A 15,910-nucleotide genomic window follows, 5' to 3' on the forward strand; every position below is an offset into this window, starting at 1 on the left:
ATTCCTCAAGCAGACAATACAATGCGTGCAGCGAACAGCATCCACACGGCTATAAAAACCATCCTTAAGATGGGCGCGATCATTGCAAACAAGTCACAGTGCGAATCGAAAACTATATTCTGGCCGAATAGAAATACAGAGCCGGTCGGACAAGCCGCACTAGAGTGACTACTTCCGCTAAAGGCTTTGTTGAGGGATTCAAAAGCCCTACTGGAGTCGATGTCACTTTTAAAATCAGAGAACTGCTTCTTAACTTCTGCGCCTCGCTGGTCATTCTTACCATTGAGGTCTAAATCACCTGGTGATTTAAAGCTTTCCTCGGTACCGCCATCGGAACCATTGCCGTCAGGACCACCTGACGATCCATCCCCACCGGTAGATCCTCCAGGGCTTGTACCACCGCCTGTGTTACCGCCAGATCCTGTTTCTCCACCTGTGCCGCCTGTTCCTCCACTTCCAGAGCCAGTGCCGCTACCTGTGCCCGAGCCATCGCCGGAGCCGCTACCTGAGCCACTTCCGGAGCCATCACCAGTGCCCGTGCCTGAGTCGTCACCAGTGCCGTTACCAGTGCCGTTACCAGTTCCTGAACCATCTCCTTCACCACCCTCCTCTCCACCTGGATCAGGCGTTTGCGGGGGTTCCTCTTTACCATCGAGGGGGTCGCCTTCATCTCCCTCTTCAAGTGCGGGGTCTGATTCGCAAGATTGCTTTTTGCCACTTGAATCAAGCTCAGCTTTGTACTCAAAGTTGCAAAATCCTTCGTTTGTCTTTCTTGTTACCAAGTAGCAGTCCACAGATTTTGGCGAGTTGTACTTGCAGTTATTGGTGCAGATATTATCGCCGGGGTTTCTGGATAATACGTATTTCTTTGTGCCCGAGACTATAACGCTGCCGAGACTTCCTTTTAGTTCTGCGGTGTCATTGCAAACTACTTCTTCAACCTGCTGCTTGTTGATGAGGATCGGTAAAGGCTGCTTCAGGAAAATAGACGACTTGCCCTCCTTATCTAGCTTGTAGAACACAAGCTGTGCGATGCACTGCCGATACATATCCATTCCGGCGTAGACCTCACAAGCGCCGAAGGTGTATGTGATATCAGAGTAGTCTTTCATTTGCTGGGCAATATAGGCTTTGATCACTACATCAGCTGCGGCTTGAGCGCTGGAATAGATGTAGTTTGAGTTTGAGCACCATCCTTGGGCTACATAATTTTCACAGCTGTATTTGTCCGCATCAGCAGCCTTGCTGAAAGTTGAAAAACACACAATAGCGACTAAGTAGGCACACACAACAAGCTTGAAAATAATTTCCCGCATGTTACCAACCCCAGAAGACGGCATATGCGCAGGATGCACCTATTATAAAAAAGGAAAATGTATATAACTGATCCATGAGGGCTGCCCATATGAAAAAGGGCTCAATGAAGAGCCCTTTGTGTCTGTGGTTTTTGTTCTTAGCGCAGGAAGGCCAGAACGATTTTTGCACCTTTGATACCGGCATAAACAGCAGCCAACAAAGCGGCGACAGCAAGAACACCGACACCGATTTGCGAGAAGTCGATACCAGAGGTCAATTTGGTGTAATCCCAAGCTACAGCACCTTCGGCTGCGAAAGCATTTGCCGAGACAACCGAAGTGAGTGCTACAACAGCGAGAACTTTATTGCTTGCCTTTTTGAACATGATGAAACCTCAACTTTGTTTGATGAAACTTAAAAATGCGCGAATGCCCATTGCCATAACCATGAAGGTTGCAATCAAGGTGAATCCGGCACCGAATGCTTGCCCTAAGACGATGGGGTCAAGCTGGGATGGATCAAAAGGAGGCTGAACTTGAACAGTCTCCCAAGATCCCGAACACTGAGGGTAACCACCCTCAGTTCTTAGCTCGCCAGTGCAGCGAACAAAATCGGACATTTGGTTTACCGCTATGAAGCCTTGGATGGAGTAATTTCAAAGTTCTGCGGTTTGCCGTCGCCGGAGAGGTAGAAATCAAAACCCGCATTACCGGCTTTAGATGCCCATGCAGCTACGAAAACAGGAACAGATACAGCCTTGCCTTTATATTGGTTCCAGACGTTGTTGAGTCCCAGCTCCATGTTTTTCTTGGAGAGTTTCACTTTGAGAGTCTTTACTTCTGGAAGGCCATACTGGTTGACGTCCTGAACCTCAAGCAGAATGAGGTTCTCGGTGAAAGTGTTTTGGCCGACAGTACGGTTGTCAGTATGAAAACCGTGGCACAGGCCGGTTAGAGTCAACATGGTTTACCTCACAGGATTATATTTTGGGCGAGTGCCCGGTTCACGATATGCCCAGCCAGGAATTTGGGCGTTTGGATCTCGACGAAAACTACGCAGAGCAAGGCGTCCTTTATTTCTCTGGACGACTTCGGCGCATGAAAACGAAAGGAAGTGGCGCATGATCGAATTGATCAAGGCGTTAGACTCGGCGGTGACGCCGAGCTGATCAATCACTTCAAGTTCAACAGTACTACGCAGGATTAGATACTTTGACCGTTCCATCATGCTGCCTCGACAGTAGGTTCTACGTACCAGCCCGGGCGCTGGCCATTGAAGTCGACCTGCACAAACCGAAGAATCGGGACAACGTTATTTTGCTGGTCCGACACTTTGAGTTTCTGCAAAGCGGCCTTTGAAATCCCACATTCACAGATGTCTCTGATGTGGTTGTAAAAACTGGCCCGATTCATCGACGCCTGGGTTTCTTCCCAGCCGTAATCTTTCAAACTACGGTACGTACGAAACAGGCTACGAGCGTATGCGTCAGAGGTTTTACCAGGGACAAAGATTGGCGGAACCAAGATTCCAGCAACCATTTTTTCCTTGGTGTAACGGCCTTTGCCTTGTTTAGTGTGTTTTTCAAGAAGTGCGGCCAGCACTTTTTCATCGTTAATAACTCGCATCTGGATTCCCTCAAAGGCCGCAAAAAGGTCTTTAGTCACTTGCTCCCAACACCACTGAATAAAACAAATGCCCTGCTCTGACAGCGCTTGCTGATGACGAATCAGGTCATTAAGTAAATTTGAAATTCCGCGACGGTTGAACCATCGCTTTGCAACTGTTACTTCAAGGCGAAGCAGGTTTTCTGACCACGCCTGTAGGTCTGGATTGCTGAGGACTTTTACAGTCCTTGCAGCGGACAGATCGCCGCGACCGGCTTTCTTTGCGTCCTCCAACTGCTTCATGAACTCGGGATGTTTGAGGTAAATCTTCAACCGTCTCAAGCGAGAGTCTTTGGCGCCGAAATAAGCCGTTGTTTCGTAGTCGTCTCCCCTGCCCTTCATTTGGCCGTTGGAAACACCACGAATGGCCTGAATTGCTTGGCGCGCTGTGCGCTCATCGGGCAATCGACTGGAGTAAGTGCAATCGATGTCGTAGACCTCGCAGCTATCTACCGCGAGCATTTCAAAAAGTTTGGGGTACGTGCCTGCAAGCCACTTGAGCATTGTCAGAGCGCCCTTCTCAATGCAGGTCGGGCCAAAAACGTTGTGCCCTTGCATCAGCTTTGCGGGAGAAGCTTTCAGTTCAACACCCGGCATCAGGCGTTTCCCCATGCTTTCGTGGAAAACTTTCATGGCCATCGGGGTGAAACCAGTCCCCAAAGATTCCCAAGCATGGCGCAGGTAATCGGCGTGTTTGTTGCCCTCCTCGTCGACGGTGATTTGAGCTTGAAGAGGAATGCCTAAAGACTCGATATCGACCAGGTGCACAGGATCAACTCGACCATCAACACCCAGTAAGGTGATGTGCTCAAGCTTGAAAGGCACAAAGAGGTGGATTCGATCTAGCACTTGTATACACGCAACAAATCACAATTCAGGCAATCGTATGCGAGTGACAAGTAACGTGTCAATACGCAACTTGTATACACGCAACTGTTGAGCAAGAATCAGCGCTTACGTGATTGGCACCGGCATACAGGAAACGCGATGAGCACCGTCAGAATCGATCAGGAACGCTGGGAGCGGCTGGAGAAGAAGGAAGTAGAATTCACCCTGAAACGCAAGAAACTGACCAAAAAGTCAGAGATCATTAACATCTTGTTGGACAGGGTTTTGGACAAGGTAAAAATGAATGCCGATGGAGAAATCTACATCGAGCAGGATGATGGGAAGCCACCAGTAAAAGTCTAACCGTTAGACAAGAGTCCACCATTAGAGATAGTGGACCCTGCTGCGCAGGGAGTGCCCACTCCCTACCCTCCTTCGCCTCGATCTGAGCTGGTTATCCAGCTTTTTTCGCGTCCGCGAAAATTGGGTTTTTAACGCAGTTTCAATGCGTTAACCTCGCGGAATCCCAAGCTAAGCGGCCGTTCAAGCCGCTGAAAGCCCCTCTAAGGAAGTAACCATGGCATCAGATAAAAAGCAGGCCAAACGGGCTAAGCGCGCCAAAGCGAAAGCCAAGCAGGCACGGGCAGTCCGTAATAACACGCCTCAAGGATTGTCTGATGAAATGCTAGATGACATCGCAGAAGGATTGGTCGCCATACTCTGGCGGTTGGCAGAAGCAGAGGCCATTAGCCAGGTCGAAATGCTCACCACCCTGATCATTGAAACGGGCATGTCTAAAGCAAAAACATTGGACGACGAAATCGATAATCAGATCGTCATTCTCACGACGTACGGAAGGAAGATCGTGGGGCGACCAGAAAATTGGATGGAAGACGCTGGATTCCTAGATGCCTATGCAGAAGCTGCACGTAAGCTCGGCCGGGAAGAGCTAATCGAAGCTTGGCATGACGCTCACGACTTTTAATAGCTAGTCGCTAGAAAATCGGACCTACCGGGACCTGTCCAAATGCGGCGCTGTCCGTCATGGATCCGCGGAGGCTTCGCAGTAGGTTACGTGCATAAAAGCTTGGTTTAACAATGCGCGAAGTGCCTTCCTCGTGACCTGGTAAAACTAGTCCGCGAATAAACCCTCAGTGACTTAACGATCGCCGGGGGTTTTTCTTTGCCTGAATACCGGCCGGCGTTGCCGGGTATCGGCGCGGAAAGAGCTCCTTTTCACTGTGAAAAACCATGGCGCCTAATGCCCTTCGGGCAGTCGAGGAACGTCTGATTCACAGTGCTCAGCTTGAAGGATGTTTTTTCGCGTACGCGAAAATGGCTGATTTACACGCTGAAAAAGCATAGGCCGGTGTCCCTGCCAGATCAAAAGAATTACTCCCTAAAATGTACATTTAGGGGAGTAATCAACGAGGCCGAAGGTGATTTTCGCGTACGCGAAAACGATGGCCTCCACGGTAAAAACCATCCTCAGGCTCAGGCGGGAAGTTTCCGATTCGGAAACTTATGCCGAGGCTCAGCCGGAATCCTTCCCTGATTGATCACAACCGAGGCCAAGCGAAAGTTTTCGCGGGCGCGAAAATGCTGGTTACCAGGTGAAGTTTCCGATTCGGAAACTCTCGCCGAAGACCTAGCCGGAATCCTTCCCTGATTGGTCGTCACCGAGGCCGGACGAAAAGTTTCGCGGACGCGAAACTGCGGGGTTACAGGGGCAGTTTCCGATTCGGAAACTTACGCCGAGGGGCTTAGCCGGAATCCTTCCCTGATTGGTCGTAGTCAAGGCAGGGCGAAAAGTTTCGCGGGCGCGAAACTGCGAGGTGTCAGAGAGAGTTTCCGATTCGGAAACTCAAGTCGAAAGGCGTAGCCGGAATCCTTCCCTGATTGAAGGCACAAAGCCAGCAAGATTTTCGCGGACGCGAAAAAGCTGTGACAGAATCTAAGGCGTTCAATGAAGAACATTTACTCATGAGCAACGGAGTCATTGATGTCGAAGAAATTTATCACCCACTGGTTTTACAGCCCAGTAGATTCGGAAGATCAAGCTGCGGGGATTTTCGGGAACAAAACCAAGAAGGTCTATGACCATCGCTCTGTGAACTTTGACCTTTTTGCGCAAAATCTGGAAGAGGCTTACAACGCTTTCGATGACCAAGGTTACGACGTGGTGAACGTCATTCCTGTGGCGATGGGGACGTCCGAGCATTGCAAGCAAAGCAATGGTAACTATGTCGGTGATGTAGGTTTTTCGCTGACTAGGGGGGCGGTCGTTGTAGGAAAACGTAGGGACTGAGTTCAGCTTTCTAAAATTCCGATAACTACAGTTATCAGCAATCCAGGCACGAGTTACTCCCCAAGATGTACAGGGGAGTAATGTCACTCGACCGACAGGTTTTTCGCATCCGCGAAAATAGCCAATTCACCAGATCAATGTGTACCGCGACGGAGAGAATCCGGCGTCGCGTTGATCAGTTCAAGCCCCTTAGCAGTTAAAAGAACATGCCTGACCCAGGTGGGATATGGAGTGCCTGAAATATAACCTTCAGAGATAAGAAAGGTGGCGCACTGAGCAGCGAACTCATGCTGAGGTGTGTGTTCCGTAGCGACAGTGGTGAAGTCTTTCGCCACTTCAGCAGGACCATCAGCTAGGCCGATAGCTTGAAAAGCAAAATCCATCGGCTTGGGGAACGATTCTGCGAGAACAGCCAGCAGACGCGCTACAACTCGATCAAATTCAGCAGCATTTTTCAAATCCATTGGAAAAGCTCTTTGGCAAAAATTGGGGCACCATTGTAAACGATGGCCTCGCATAATAGACGTTATGGATAAATCCTCGCCGGGGCTGCGCGATTATCCCGGCATCGGATTCTGCCCATTCGGGCGGCTTCGCTACCATAACGTCCGAGTCATTATGCGACATAAAAGATTCTCCTCGTTGGGCTCTGCTCGATGCTTTTCACCAAGTGATCAGGTGTTGCTAGTAGCAACACTGCCGCCGTTTGATGTCTGCGTCATTTCCGCGATGATCCGCTCCAAGTGCGGAGCCAGTTCAAACACGTCCGTATCTAAGCCTTGAATGGAACCATGTTCATAGGTGTAGCGAGTCCCAACAAAAAACTTTGAGCAATCATCAAGGCGGCGCTCCAACTCAAAACCAGATGAAATACGTTCTGATATCTGGCGTATTGCATCAGCGTATTCAGGAGGAATCGCTTTATAAAGAGCAACGAGATTGTGTCCTTTGGAAGCACTAGTCAAAAACCATTCCGGGTCATCAATCTCTACTGGATGGGCAAGATCGTAATCGACCAGAAATGACTTGAGGTATAGCTCTGAGGCTAATCCAGCATGCATTGCAGCTGGCCAAAAGAAGTCTGTATTGCCGTTGTGAGCGTGCTTTTCTATGAGCCGTGATGCCTTTAAAAAAACACGCGCTTCTGATACGACCTGATGACTTGGTAGACGTACAGGATTCATGGCTTCCTTGCTCCCGAACTTTGAGGGGAAAATGCTACACGCCACGAACTACGTGGCTTGTTACCGTTTACACGTGCTACCAGAGGGTAGCTGATTTACCTACCCTGAAAGATAACGGACATGCTTGGAAGATCACGAACAAGGATGAACCACCCCTCGCTCATCTGATGAGCTACCCTGCTCCATTAATAACAAATAAATATAACTAAACTAAATGCTTGTTTAGTTTAGTTATATGTCAACGCTTTGCTGAACGCCTCGATGGTCACCCTTCAGGCTTACGACCAACAGCTGGCGCATTCAACCACGCGCCTTCTTCAGCGGGTCCGGGCATTAGCTATCGGCTTTGATGCGCTTGAGTTTGCCCGTAGTCAATCCGGCGACTGAAAGCGTAGTTGCAGAGCGTGCGGGTTTCCTTGGAAAGATTTACGACCTGATCCTTGAACGAAAAGAGCCACTTGCACAGGCGCTTTCTCTGGAAATGGGCGCTGCCATCGGTTTCGCCCGAGCGATGCAGCTGACCGCTCTTGCGGTCAATGCGACGTCCATCAGATGATCAAGGTTGCATCGCGATCAACCTTCACTACACACGCCCCAGTAAGGAGAGAGTCATGATCGACATGAACCACTTCACGCCGTTGAGCGCCTTGCTCGGAGGCTTGCTGATCGGCACGGGAGCAGTGCTGTTGATACTGTTCAACGGGCGCATCGCAGGCATTAGCGGCATTGTCGGCGGTCTGCTGCGCCCGATAACCGGGGATATAGCGTGGCGCGCGGCATTCATTTTGGGCCTGCTAATGGCGCCACTGGCTTTTCGCCTGGTCGCCTCTTTACCCGCGATACAGATTGATGCCGGATATCCGCTATTGATTGTCGCGGGCCTGCTGGTCGGCATCGGCACCCGTTATGGCGCTGGCTGCACCAGCGGCCACGGTGTGTGTGGACTGTCGCGGTTATCGACCCGCTCTGTGATAGCGACACTGGTGTTCATGGGGGCGGGTTTCGTTACCGTTTTTGTCGTTAAGCACCTTCTGGGAGGTCTTTGACCATGGCGCTCTTCTACGCGTGGCTTGCCGGGCTGATTTTCGGTATCGGATTGCTGATTTCCGGCATGACCAATCCCGCCAAAGTCATCGGCTTCCTCGATTTGGCCGGGCACTGGGATCCGTCGCTGGCCTTCGTCATGGCCGGTGCCATTGCGGTGGCGGCGGTAGGCTTCAAATTCGCCAGAACCCGAACCCGGTCACTGCTCGGCCTGCCCATGAACCTGCCCACCGCTCGACACATCGACCGGCGACTGGTCGTTGGCAGCCTTCTGTTTGGGATCGGCTGGGGCCTTGCAGGCGTCTGTCCGGGCCCGGCCTTGGTCCTGCTAGGTTCAGGCATCGGCAAAGGCGCCGTTTTTGTCATCGCCATGCTGGTCGGCATGGGGCTGTTTGAATGGCTGGAGCGAAAAAAACAACGTGCTACGTCAGCCCCCTCCTCCGTGAATAAACCGACCTGATTCCTGTCCCTTCAACGTGCGTCAGTGAACAGACCTGACGCCGGCCAAAGCGCACGCTACCCTTGGGCAAGTCGAATAATCGGCCTGCTGCCTTTCCATGTGCCGAGGACATTGATCGGTGCGCGACGAAGGACAGTCCTATATGACGTCCCGGATCAGCATCCAACTTTTACCCTCTACACAAACTGGACGTTCACTTCAAACCCGTCCCCCCTTCCTGTCGCCGGTGACACCAAGGTCATGTGGGCGCCGACACCCTGCACAATGGTTTTAGCAATGGCCAAGCCCAATCCTGTCCCACTGGCTTCGTTGTTACCTCGCACAAAGCGCTCGGTCAGGCGATGCAATACCGCTCGCGGCACCGCCGGGCCGCCGTTCACCACCCGCAGCAGCGCTTGATCGGTCAGGCTGACCTCGACCGGTTGGTCTGTCGCGCCGTATTTCAGCGCGTTTTCGATCAGGTTGCGCAACAGGATGGCGAAAGCATCGGGATCAATGGCCGAGAAAACGCTGGCCTGGCTTGGCAGTTGCAGCTTGATGCGCTGCCCGCTGCTGTGGTTCCACTCATCAACGACATGGGCCAACAACGGAATCAAGTCTTGGGGCGCTTCGGACAACAGGCCGCCCCCCTCGGCCTTGGCCAGTTGCATGAGTTTTTCCGAGAGCCGCGCCAATTCCCGTAACGAGTGCTCGATCTTCTCCGCACGCACCTGCAACGGGCCTTCGGGGGCTTCGTGGCGCAGGCGTTGAATCTGCGCCAACGTCGCCGCTAACGGTGTACGCAATTCATGGGCGCTGTTGGCCGTGAAGCTGCGCTCGGCCTCCAGCGCCTTGCGCAAACGCTCCAGCAAATGGTTGACCGCATCGGCCAACGGGTCAATTTCCGCCGGCAGACGCGCCACGTTGATCGGCGACAGATCGCCCACGCCCCGCGCTTCCACGGCGCGACGATAGGCCAACACGCTACGCAGGCTGATGCGCACAAATAACCAGGTGCCCAACAAGCTGATCGGGATCAGTGCCAGCAACGGCAATAACAAGGCAAACAGGGCTTCACGCGCAGCTTCTCGGCGATGCCCCAGAGGTTCGGCGATTTCGATAAACACCGTTCCTCGCAGCGCCGAGGCACTGTACAGACGGTACTTTTCAGTGGTGGAAAACCCTTCGCTCGGCTGTTTGCTGAAGATCTTCGGGTTTGCGTCGTGGGATTGCATGAGAATCTCCCCCGAGGCATCGCGCACCAGGTGAGGTCAGGTATTCCTTGTGCATTTTCAGGGTGGCGACATGTTGCGACTCACGAGGGGCTTCGCGATTGCTGATTTCCAGCACGGCCAGAGGCAGGATGCGCTGCGCGGTCTCTTCCAGTGCACTGTCGAACGCTTCGTTCAGCTCATGCTGCACCACCAGCCCTGCGCCGACCGTTGCGCCGAGCCAGAGTAAGGTCATGCCCAGGGTCAACCCCAGGCCCAGACGTTTTTGCAGGCTTGACGGCGACTTCATGCGCTCATCAACCGGTAACCCATGCCGCGTACGGTTTCAATCAGCTCGCGCCCGAGTTTTTTGCGCAAGCGGCTGATGTAGACCTCGATGGTGTTGCTCTCGATTTCGGCGCCAAAGGCGTACAAGCGCTCTTCGAGTTGCGATTTCGACAGCAAGGCGCTGGGGCGCTGGACAAAGGCCTCGAACAACGCCCATTCACGGGCCGTAAGGTCGACAGTCGTGCCGGCGCGCTGAACGGTGCGTGCGTTCATGTCGACTTGCAAATCACCGAACCTGATTTGCGGATTGGGATTACCGCTGTAACGCCGGGCCACCGCCGCTACCCGAGCCGAGAGTTCGAACAGATCGAACGGTTTGACCAGGTAGTCATCGGCGCCGGCATTGAGGCCGGCAATGCGATCGGATATCTGGTCCTGGGCGGTGAGGATGATGACCGGGGTCACGTCCCCCGCTGCGCGCTGCTGACGCAAGAAGTCCAGCCCGCGACCGTCCGGCAACATCAAATCCAGCAGGATCAGGTCATAAGGCGTCGTGCGCACACTGTTGCGCGCATGGTCCAGACGCTGCACCCAGTCCACGGCGTGGCCGTCATCGGCAATCTGCTCGCGCACCGCCTCCCCTAAGCCGGGTGCGTCCTCGACCAATAAAACCCGCATCTGGCACCTCCTGCGATGGTTGTCGGGTAACACCTTAACGACCTTAGCTGACGTGAATCTGAAGATTCAGCGGGTTGTCAGGAATAACCGTCAGGGTATGCCACACACGCCAACCCGGCAGGAGACAGATCATGAAATCAGCATTTATTGCCAGTTCCACGCTGTTGTGTGTGCTGCTCAGCGCTTATGCCTTGGCCGATGATGAGTGCAGCGACCCCGTCAGCGACTGGCAGCCACGCGAAACCCTGCGTCTGCAAGTGGAGCAGCAATGGGGCTGGAGCGTGCAGCGCATAAAGGTTGACGACGGTTGCTACCAACTCAACGGCGCTGATCGCAGGGGCAACGCTATAGAGGCCCGTTATGCCCCCGCCTCCCTGCGGTTGCGCACGTTACAGATCGATTTCGGCGACAACGGCGATGCGCGGGACTACCTCGCCAGCCCTGTCCGCGAATGATCGTGGCCGATGATTCCAGGTTGTTCAGGTTGTTGTCAGCCAAAGAGTCCAGGCTTTCGCCTCAATGCTCAAACAGGACACCCTCATGAAAAAGATCATCGCTGCAAGCTGTCTCATCGGTGCCATTGCCCTGCCGGGGCTGGCCCAGGCCCGTGAAGTGACCCTGACGACCCAACTCAAGAACTACAGCGGAAATGATGCGTACCTGGCGATCTACGTCACCGACGCCAATGGCCAGTACCAGAAAACCCTGTGGGTGGCCGGCAAGAAGGCCAAGTATTACCGGCACTTGACCGACTGGGCCCGTGGCAGCGGTATGAACCGGAGTGAATTTGACGGGGTCAGTGGCGCCAGTGTCGGCAGCGGTCAAACGCTCAAAGTCAGCGTCGAACTGGCCGACACCTTGATTGACGCCGGGTATCAGATCCGTATCGACAGTGCCGTGGAGAGCAAACGCGAAGCTCGCGTCGATATCAGCGTCCCCCTGACCTCCAAAGGATCGGGTTCCCCGGTGATGGGCAGCACTTACGTCGACTCCTTTACCTACGACCTGTAGCTCTCGTCATTTCTGGAGGCTGAATATGCTTCGCCAGTTCCATTCTGTGCCCGGCCTGATCGCGGCTCTGCTGGTCATGTTATTGGCCATCAGCGGCGCCGTATTGTCCGTCGATCCAGCGCTTGAGCGCCTGCACAGCACATCCACGACGGCCGGCCAACTCAATGTCGGTCAATTGGCCGCGCGCGTAGCCAGCCACTTTCCGGGGGTGGAGCAAATCCAGCGCACTGCATCGGGAACCGTCATCGTTTATTACAACCAGGACGGTCAGGCCGGGGCCGAAAAAGTTGACCCACTGACCGGCCAGGGCCTCGCGCCTTATGAGCCTTCGGCCTTCTCACGCTGGATGAAAGATCTGCACCGTTCACTGTTCATGGGGACACCCGGCCACGGGGCGTCAGGCATTGGCGCGCTGTTCATGTTGATCCTGTCAGTGTCCGGCTCGTTGCTGCTGGCCCGGCGTCTGGGCGGCTGGCGCAACCTGCTGCGTCCGCTGCGCGGCAGCTTCAGTCAGCGCTGGCATGCCGAAGTCGGGCGCCTGGCTTTGCTCGGCTTACTATTGTCGGCCCTGAGCGGGCTTTACATGTCCGCCACCACCTTCGGTTTGATCACCGACGGCAGTCAGTACGAGCCCGCCTTCCCCACTCACCTCAGCGTCGGCACGGCGTTGCCGGTGGCGAACCTGCAAGCCTTGCAGGCCACCGACGTCAATGACCTGCGCGAGCTGGTCTACCCCAGCCCCGGCAACCCGCAAGACGTGTTCTCGCTGCGTACCGCCCAAGGCGACGGTTATGTGGACCCGGTCAGCGGCACTTTGCTGTCTTGGCAAGCCCACGACTCGATGCGCCAGGCTTACGAGCTGATCTACCAATTGCACACCGGTCAAGGCCTCTGGTGGCTGGGCCTGCCGCTCGGTCTCTGTGCGCTCTGTGTGCCGTTGATGAGCGTAACCGGCATCCTGCTCTGGTGGCGCCGCCGCAAGGCGGGTCCGAACATCCGTCACAACAGCCCCGTCCACTCCGCCGATAGCGTGATTCTGGTGGGCAGTGAAAATAACAGCACGTGGGGTTTTGCCAAAACCCTGCACGATGCCTTGCACCAGGCCGGGCATCGCGTGCACAGCGCACAGATGAATGAATGGAGCGGCGATTACCGCAGCGCCCAACGGCTGTTCATTCTTACCGCTACCCATGGCGACGGAGATGCCCCTGCCTCGGCGTCGCAATTCCTGACGCGGCTGACTCGGATTGGTCTCAAGCCAGGCCTGCCGTTTGCGGTGCTGGGTTTGGGGGATCGACAGTTTCCGAAATTCTGTCAATACGCCCATCAAGTTCACGATGCGTTGGTGCAGGCTGGTGGCACAGCATTAGTGGAGCTGGAAAAAATCAATCGCCAGTCCCCTCAAGAGTTCGCGCGATGGGGGCATGCGTTAGGCGATGCACTGGGACATGATCTGCCCCTGGTCCACACCCCGCAGCAGCCGCGTACTCATCAACTGGTGTTGCACGAATGCATTGTCTACGGCGAGCAGGTGAATACGCCGACCCACATTCTGCGCTTCAAGGCACTGGGTGAGTTACCAGCCTTCCAGGCTGGAGACTTGGTCGGGATTCTACCGCCGGGCAGCCCCGTCCCGCGCTACTACTCACTGGCGAGCGGCTCCGACGACGGCGTGCTGGAGATCTGCGTCCGTAAACACGAAGGCGGTCTGTGCTCGGCGTTCCTGCATGGCTTGAGCCTTGGCGCATCGATCCAGGCCTTTATCCAGCCCAATCCACAATTTCGACCTGCATCGGGCGCCCACCCGGTGATCCTGATCGGCGCCGGCACTGGCATTGGTCCGTTGGCCGGGTTTATTCGCAACAACAAAGCCCGGCATCCGATGCATCTGTATTGGGGCGGGCGCAACCCAGCGTCGGATTTCCTCTACGAACCGGAGCTCAACCGTTACCTGGCGGACCGGCGCCTGACCGCATTGCGCGCAGCGTTCTCCCAGGTTCAGGATCACAGTTACGTGCAAGACCGGCTGATCAGTGATGCCCTGGCGTTGCGTCGGCTGATTGAAAAAGGCGCTCAGGTGTTGGTATGTGGCAGCCGCGAAATGGCCAAAGGCGTGATGCAGGCCCTGGACGAAGTCTTGGCGCCGCTCAACCTGAGTGTGCTGACCCTCAAGACACAAGGACGCTACCGTGAAGATGTCTACTGATGGGCAACGCTACAGCCTGAACGGCGAGACCATGGGCACCCGCTACACGGCGTTGTTCTATGCCGATGCGGGCATCGACACCGACGAAATCGGCCACCGTCTCGCCCAGGCCGTGGGCCGGGTTGACCAACAAATGTCCACCTGGAAAGCCGACTCCGACCTCAACCGTCTCAACGCCGCCCCCGAGCAGCAATGGTTGTCAGTGCCCAAGGAGTTGGCCACGGTGCTGGCCGCCGCGCTACGGGTCAGTCAGCAATCGAGCGGTGCTTTTGACATTGCCGTGGGTGATCTGGTGGGCGCCTGGGGGTTCGGCCCCGGCGAACAGACGGTGACTGAACAGGCACCGGTGCCAACCTCAGCGCACACGCGACCGTCCGCCTGCGCTGCGTTGATGGTTGACCTGCAACGCCATCAGGTGCGCAAACGAGCGCCGCTGCACCTTGATTTGAATGGCATCGCCAAGGGCTTCGGCGTAGATGAACTGGCCCGCTGCCTGGAAGGGTTTGGCATCACGCGCTATCTGGTCGGCATTGATGGTGAGATGCGCGCCCGCGGGATCAAGCCGGATGCGCAACCCTGGGTCGTGGCGATTGAAAAACCCCGGCGGGGCGTGCGTGAAGTGATGGGCGTGATGGAGCTCGGCGATGCTGCCATCGCAACATCGGGGGACTATCGACAGTGGGTCGAGGTGAACGGAAAAACCTACGCCCACACCATGAATCCGGCCACCGGATCGCCACTGCGCAACCGGCTGGCGGCGGTCAGCGTGGTAGCGGCCTCGTGCATGCTCGCCGATGCCTGGGCCACGGCGCTGATGGTGTTGGGCGAAACCGAAGGCCCGCGCCTGGCGCAGGAACGCGGGATGGACGCCTTGTTCGTGCTGCACGATGGTCAACAGTTCAAAGAGATTTCTATAGTCGGCGGCCAGTTGCAGGCGCACATTGACAGCCGTGCGATTGATTCGCCCCACGAAAGTGAGCCCCGCTAAACCATGAAATTCATGCACAGGCACACCGAGTTACACCGCAGTGATCGTATCGGCTGGCTACGTGCGGCCGTCTTGGGGGCCAACGACGGAATCGTTTCCACCGCCAGCCTGTTGATCGGCGTCGCCGCCGCCAACGCCAGTCACGCCACGCTGCTAGTCACCGGGATGGCCGGACTGGTAGCGGGCGCGATGTCCATGGCGGCAGGGGAATACGTATCGGTGCACTCTCAGGCGGACACCGAACGGGCCGACCTTTCGCGCGAACGGGCCGAACTGGCCAGCGATCCAAAGGCGGAACACATCGAACTGGCGAACATTTACATCCAGCGCGGTGTCTGGCCCGAACTGGCTCATCAAGTGGCCGACCAATTGATGGCCCATGACGCCCTCGGCTCTCACGCGCGGGACGAACTGGGCATCAGCGAAACACTCACTGCCAAACCTCTGCAGGCCGCCCTCGCCTCGGCCGCCAGCTTCGTGGTCGGCGCAGCGCTGCCGTTGGCGGTGACTTTCATCGCGCCAGCGAACAGTGTCGTGCCGTGGATGTGCGGCATGTCGCTGGTTTTTCTCGGTAGCCTGGGGGCCGTGGCAGCCAGGGCTGGGGGTGCCAGCATCCTGACCGGTGCCTGGCGCGTGACGTTGTGGGGTGTGTTGGCCATGGGTATCACGGCGCTGGTGGGGGCGTTGTTCGGGGCAGTGGTTTAAATCGCAGCTACTTGAGGAACGTCAGAAAACACTCGGTTTGGATGGGGTAATGTAGCCTGA

General features: G+C 55.5%; 18 protein-coding genes and 2 pseudogenes. 11 read left to right on the forward strand and 9 right to left on the reverse strand.

Annotated elements, in window-relative coordinates; all coding sequences use genetic code 11:
* Positions 1 to 5 precede the first annotated feature (5 nt).
* The 5 genes from ACXX9E_RS19785 to ACXX9E_RS19805 all read right to left on the reverse strand — a co-directional run bounded on the left by ACXX9E_RS19785 (position 6) and on the right by ACXX9E_RS19805 (position 3,809).
* Positions 6 to 1,316, reverse strand: a complete 1,311-nt coding sequence (locus tag ACXX9E_RS19785; RefSeq protein WP_458556018.1) for a hypothetical protein — start codon at positions 1,314 to 1,316, stop codon at positions 6 to 8.
* 137 nt (positions 1,317 to 1,453) lie between these two features.
* Complete coding sequence (locus ACXX9E_RS19790) at positions 1,454 to 1,681, reverse strand: hypothetical protein (protein WP_458556019.1); 228 nt, start codon at positions 1,679 to 1,681, stop codon at positions 1,454 to 1,456.
* 9 nt (positions 1,682 to 1,690) lie between these two features.
* The gene (locus ACXX9E_RS19795; RefSeq protein ID WP_458556020.1) at positions 1,691 to 1,915 is read right to left on the reverse strand and encodes a hypothetical protein; all 225 of its coding nucleotides are present in this window, start codon (positions 1,913 to 1,915) and stop codon (positions 1,691 to 1,693) included.
* A gap of 11 nt (positions 1,916 to 1,926) precedes the next feature.
* Positions 1,927 to 2,259, reverse strand: coding sequence for a DNA-binding protein (locus tag ACXX9E_RS19800; RefSeq protein ID WP_458556021.1), 333 nt, complete (start codon positions 2,257 to 2,259; stop codon positions 1,927 to 1,929).
* A 260-nt stretch (positions 2,260 to 2,519) separates the two neighbouring features.
* Complete coding sequence (locus tag ACXX9E_RS19805) at positions 2,520 to 3,809, reverse strand: phage/plasmid replication protein, II/X family (RefSeq protein ID WP_458556022.1); 1,290 nt, start codon at positions 3,807 to 3,809, stop codon at positions 2,520 to 2,522.
* 138 nt (positions 3,810 to 3,947) lie between these two features.
* Here ACXX9E_RS19805 and ACXX9E_RS19810 point away from each other — a divergent pair, with 138 nt between their 5' ends.
* The 3 genes from ACXX9E_RS19810 (at position 3,948) to ACXX9E_RS19820 (ending at position 6,096) form a co-directional block, all read left to right on the forward strand.
* Complete coding sequence (locus ACXX9E_RS19810; RefSeq protein WP_080520536.1) at positions 3,948 to 4,151, forward strand: hypothetical protein; 204 nt, start codon at positions 3,948 to 3,950, stop codon at positions 4,149 to 4,151.
* Positions 4,152 to 4,365: 214 nt separating this feature from the next.
* Positions 4,366 to 4,773: a hypothetical protein gene (locus ACXX9E_RS19815; protein WP_458556023.1), complete on the forward strand. Its 408-nt coding sequence runs from the start codon at positions 4,366 to 4,368 to the stop codon at positions 4,771 to 4,773.
* A 1,017-nt stretch (positions 4,774 to 5,790) separates the two neighbouring features.
* Positions 5,791 to 6,096: a hypothetical protein gene (locus tag ACXX9E_RS19820; protein WP_458556024.1), complete on the forward strand. Its 306-nt coding sequence runs from the start codon at positions 5,791 to 5,793 to the stop codon at positions 6,094 to 6,096.
* A gap of 134 nt (positions 6,097 to 6,230) precedes the next feature.
* Here ACXX9E_RS19820 and ACXX9E_RS19825 read toward each other — a convergent pair whose 3' ends face one another.
* Positions 6,231 to 6,560 (reverse strand): hypothetical protein, encoded by a 330-nt coding sequence (locus tag ACXX9E_RS19825; RefSeq protein ID WP_458556025.1) that lies wholly within the window; start codon positions 6,558 to 6,560, stop codon positions 6,231 to 6,233.
* Positions 6,561 to 6,770: 210 nt separating this feature from the next.
* Positions 6,771 to 7,280: a HEPN domain-containing protein gene (locus tag ACXX9E_RS19830; RefSeq protein WP_458556026.1), complete on the reverse strand. Its 510-nt coding sequence runs from the start codon at positions 7,278 to 7,280 to the stop codon at positions 6,771 to 6,773.
* Positions 7,281 to 7,638: 358 nt separating this feature from the next.
* On the opposite strand from ACXX9E_RS19830, the pseudogene ACXX9E_RS19835 reads away from it, so the two are divergent.
* From ACXX9E_RS19835 to ACXX9E_RS19845, 3 genes and pseudogenes are all read left to right on the forward strand, one after another.
* Positions 7,639 to 7,812 (forward strand): annotated as a pseudogene (locus ACXX9E_RS19835) (aldehyde dehydrogenase family protein); the annotation flags it as partial.
* 79 nt (positions 7,813 to 7,891) lie between these two features.
* Positions 7,892 to 8,326, forward strand: a complete 435-nt coding sequence (locus ACXX9E_RS19840) for a YeeE/YedE family protein (protein ID WP_458556027.1) — start codon at positions 7,892 to 7,894, stop codon at positions 8,324 to 8,326.
* A gap of 2 nt (positions 8,327 to 8,328) precedes the next feature.
* Positions 8,329 to 8,784 (forward strand): DUF6691 family protein, encoded by a 456-nt coding sequence (locus ACXX9E_RS19845; protein WP_340132924.1) that lies wholly within the window; start codon positions 8,329 to 8,331, stop codon positions 8,782 to 8,784.
* Positions 8,785 to 8,960: 176 nt separating this feature from the next.
* Here ACXX9E_RS19845 and ACXX9E_RS19850 read toward each other — a convergent pair.
* Both ACXX9E_RS19850 and ACXX9E_RS19855 read right to left on the reverse strand, forming a co-directional pair.
* Positions 8,961 to 10,284, reverse strand: a pseudogene (locus ACXX9E_RS19850) (sensor histidine kinase).
* Complete coding sequence (locus ACXX9E_RS19855) at positions 10,281 to 10,940, reverse strand: response regulator transcription factor (RefSeq protein WP_123468784.1); 660 nt, start codon at positions 10,938 to 10,940, stop codon at positions 10,281 to 10,283. The pseudogene ACXX9E_RS19850 and the gene ACXX9E_RS19855 overlap by 4 nt, the downstream one beginning before the upstream one ends.
* Before the next feature lie 131 nt (positions 10,941 to 11,071).
* Here ACXX9E_RS19855 and ACXX9E_RS19860 point away from each other — a divergent pair, with 131 nt between their 5' ends.
* The 5 genes from ACXX9E_RS19860 to ACXX9E_RS19880 all read left to right on the forward strand — a co-directional run bounded on the left by ACXX9E_RS19860 (position 11,072) and on the right by ACXX9E_RS19880 (position 15,850).
* Entirely contained in the window at positions 11,072 to 11,395 is a 324-nt protein-coding gene (locus ACXX9E_RS19860) for a PepSY domain-containing protein (RefSeq protein WP_123468786.1), read from the forward strand.
* A gap of 85 nt (positions 11,396 to 11,480) precedes the next feature.
* Positions 11,481 to 11,951: a DUF2271 domain-containing protein gene (locus tag ACXX9E_RS19865; protein ID WP_458556028.1), complete on the forward strand. Its 471-nt coding sequence runs from the start codon at positions 11,481 to 11,483 to the stop codon at positions 11,949 to 11,951.
* Between the two features lie 25 nt (positions 11,952 to 11,976).
* Complete coding sequence (locus ACXX9E_RS19870; RefSeq protein WP_458556029.1) at positions 11,977 to 14,157, forward strand: PepSY domain-containing protein; 2,181 nt, start codon at positions 11,977 to 11,979, stop codon at positions 14,155 to 14,157.
* On the forward strand, positions 14,147 to 15,145 hold the full coding sequence (locus ACXX9E_RS19875; RefSeq protein WP_458556603.1) for an FAD:protein FMN transferase: 999 nt from the start codon (positions 14,147 to 14,149) through the stop codon (positions 15,143 to 15,145). The genes ACXX9E_RS19870 and ACXX9E_RS19875 overlap by 11 nt, the downstream gene beginning before the upstream one ends.
* A gap of 3 nt (positions 15,146 to 15,148) precedes the next feature.
* Positions 15,149 to 15,850: a VIT1/CCC1 transporter family protein gene (locus ACXX9E_RS19880; RefSeq protein WP_458556030.1), complete on the forward strand. Its 702-nt coding sequence runs from the start codon at positions 15,149 to 15,151 to the stop codon at positions 15,848 to 15,850.
* The last annotated feature ends 60 nt before the right edge of the window (positions 15,851 to 15,910 follow it).

This window comes from Pseudomonas sp. GNP014, from assembly GCF_054344005.1.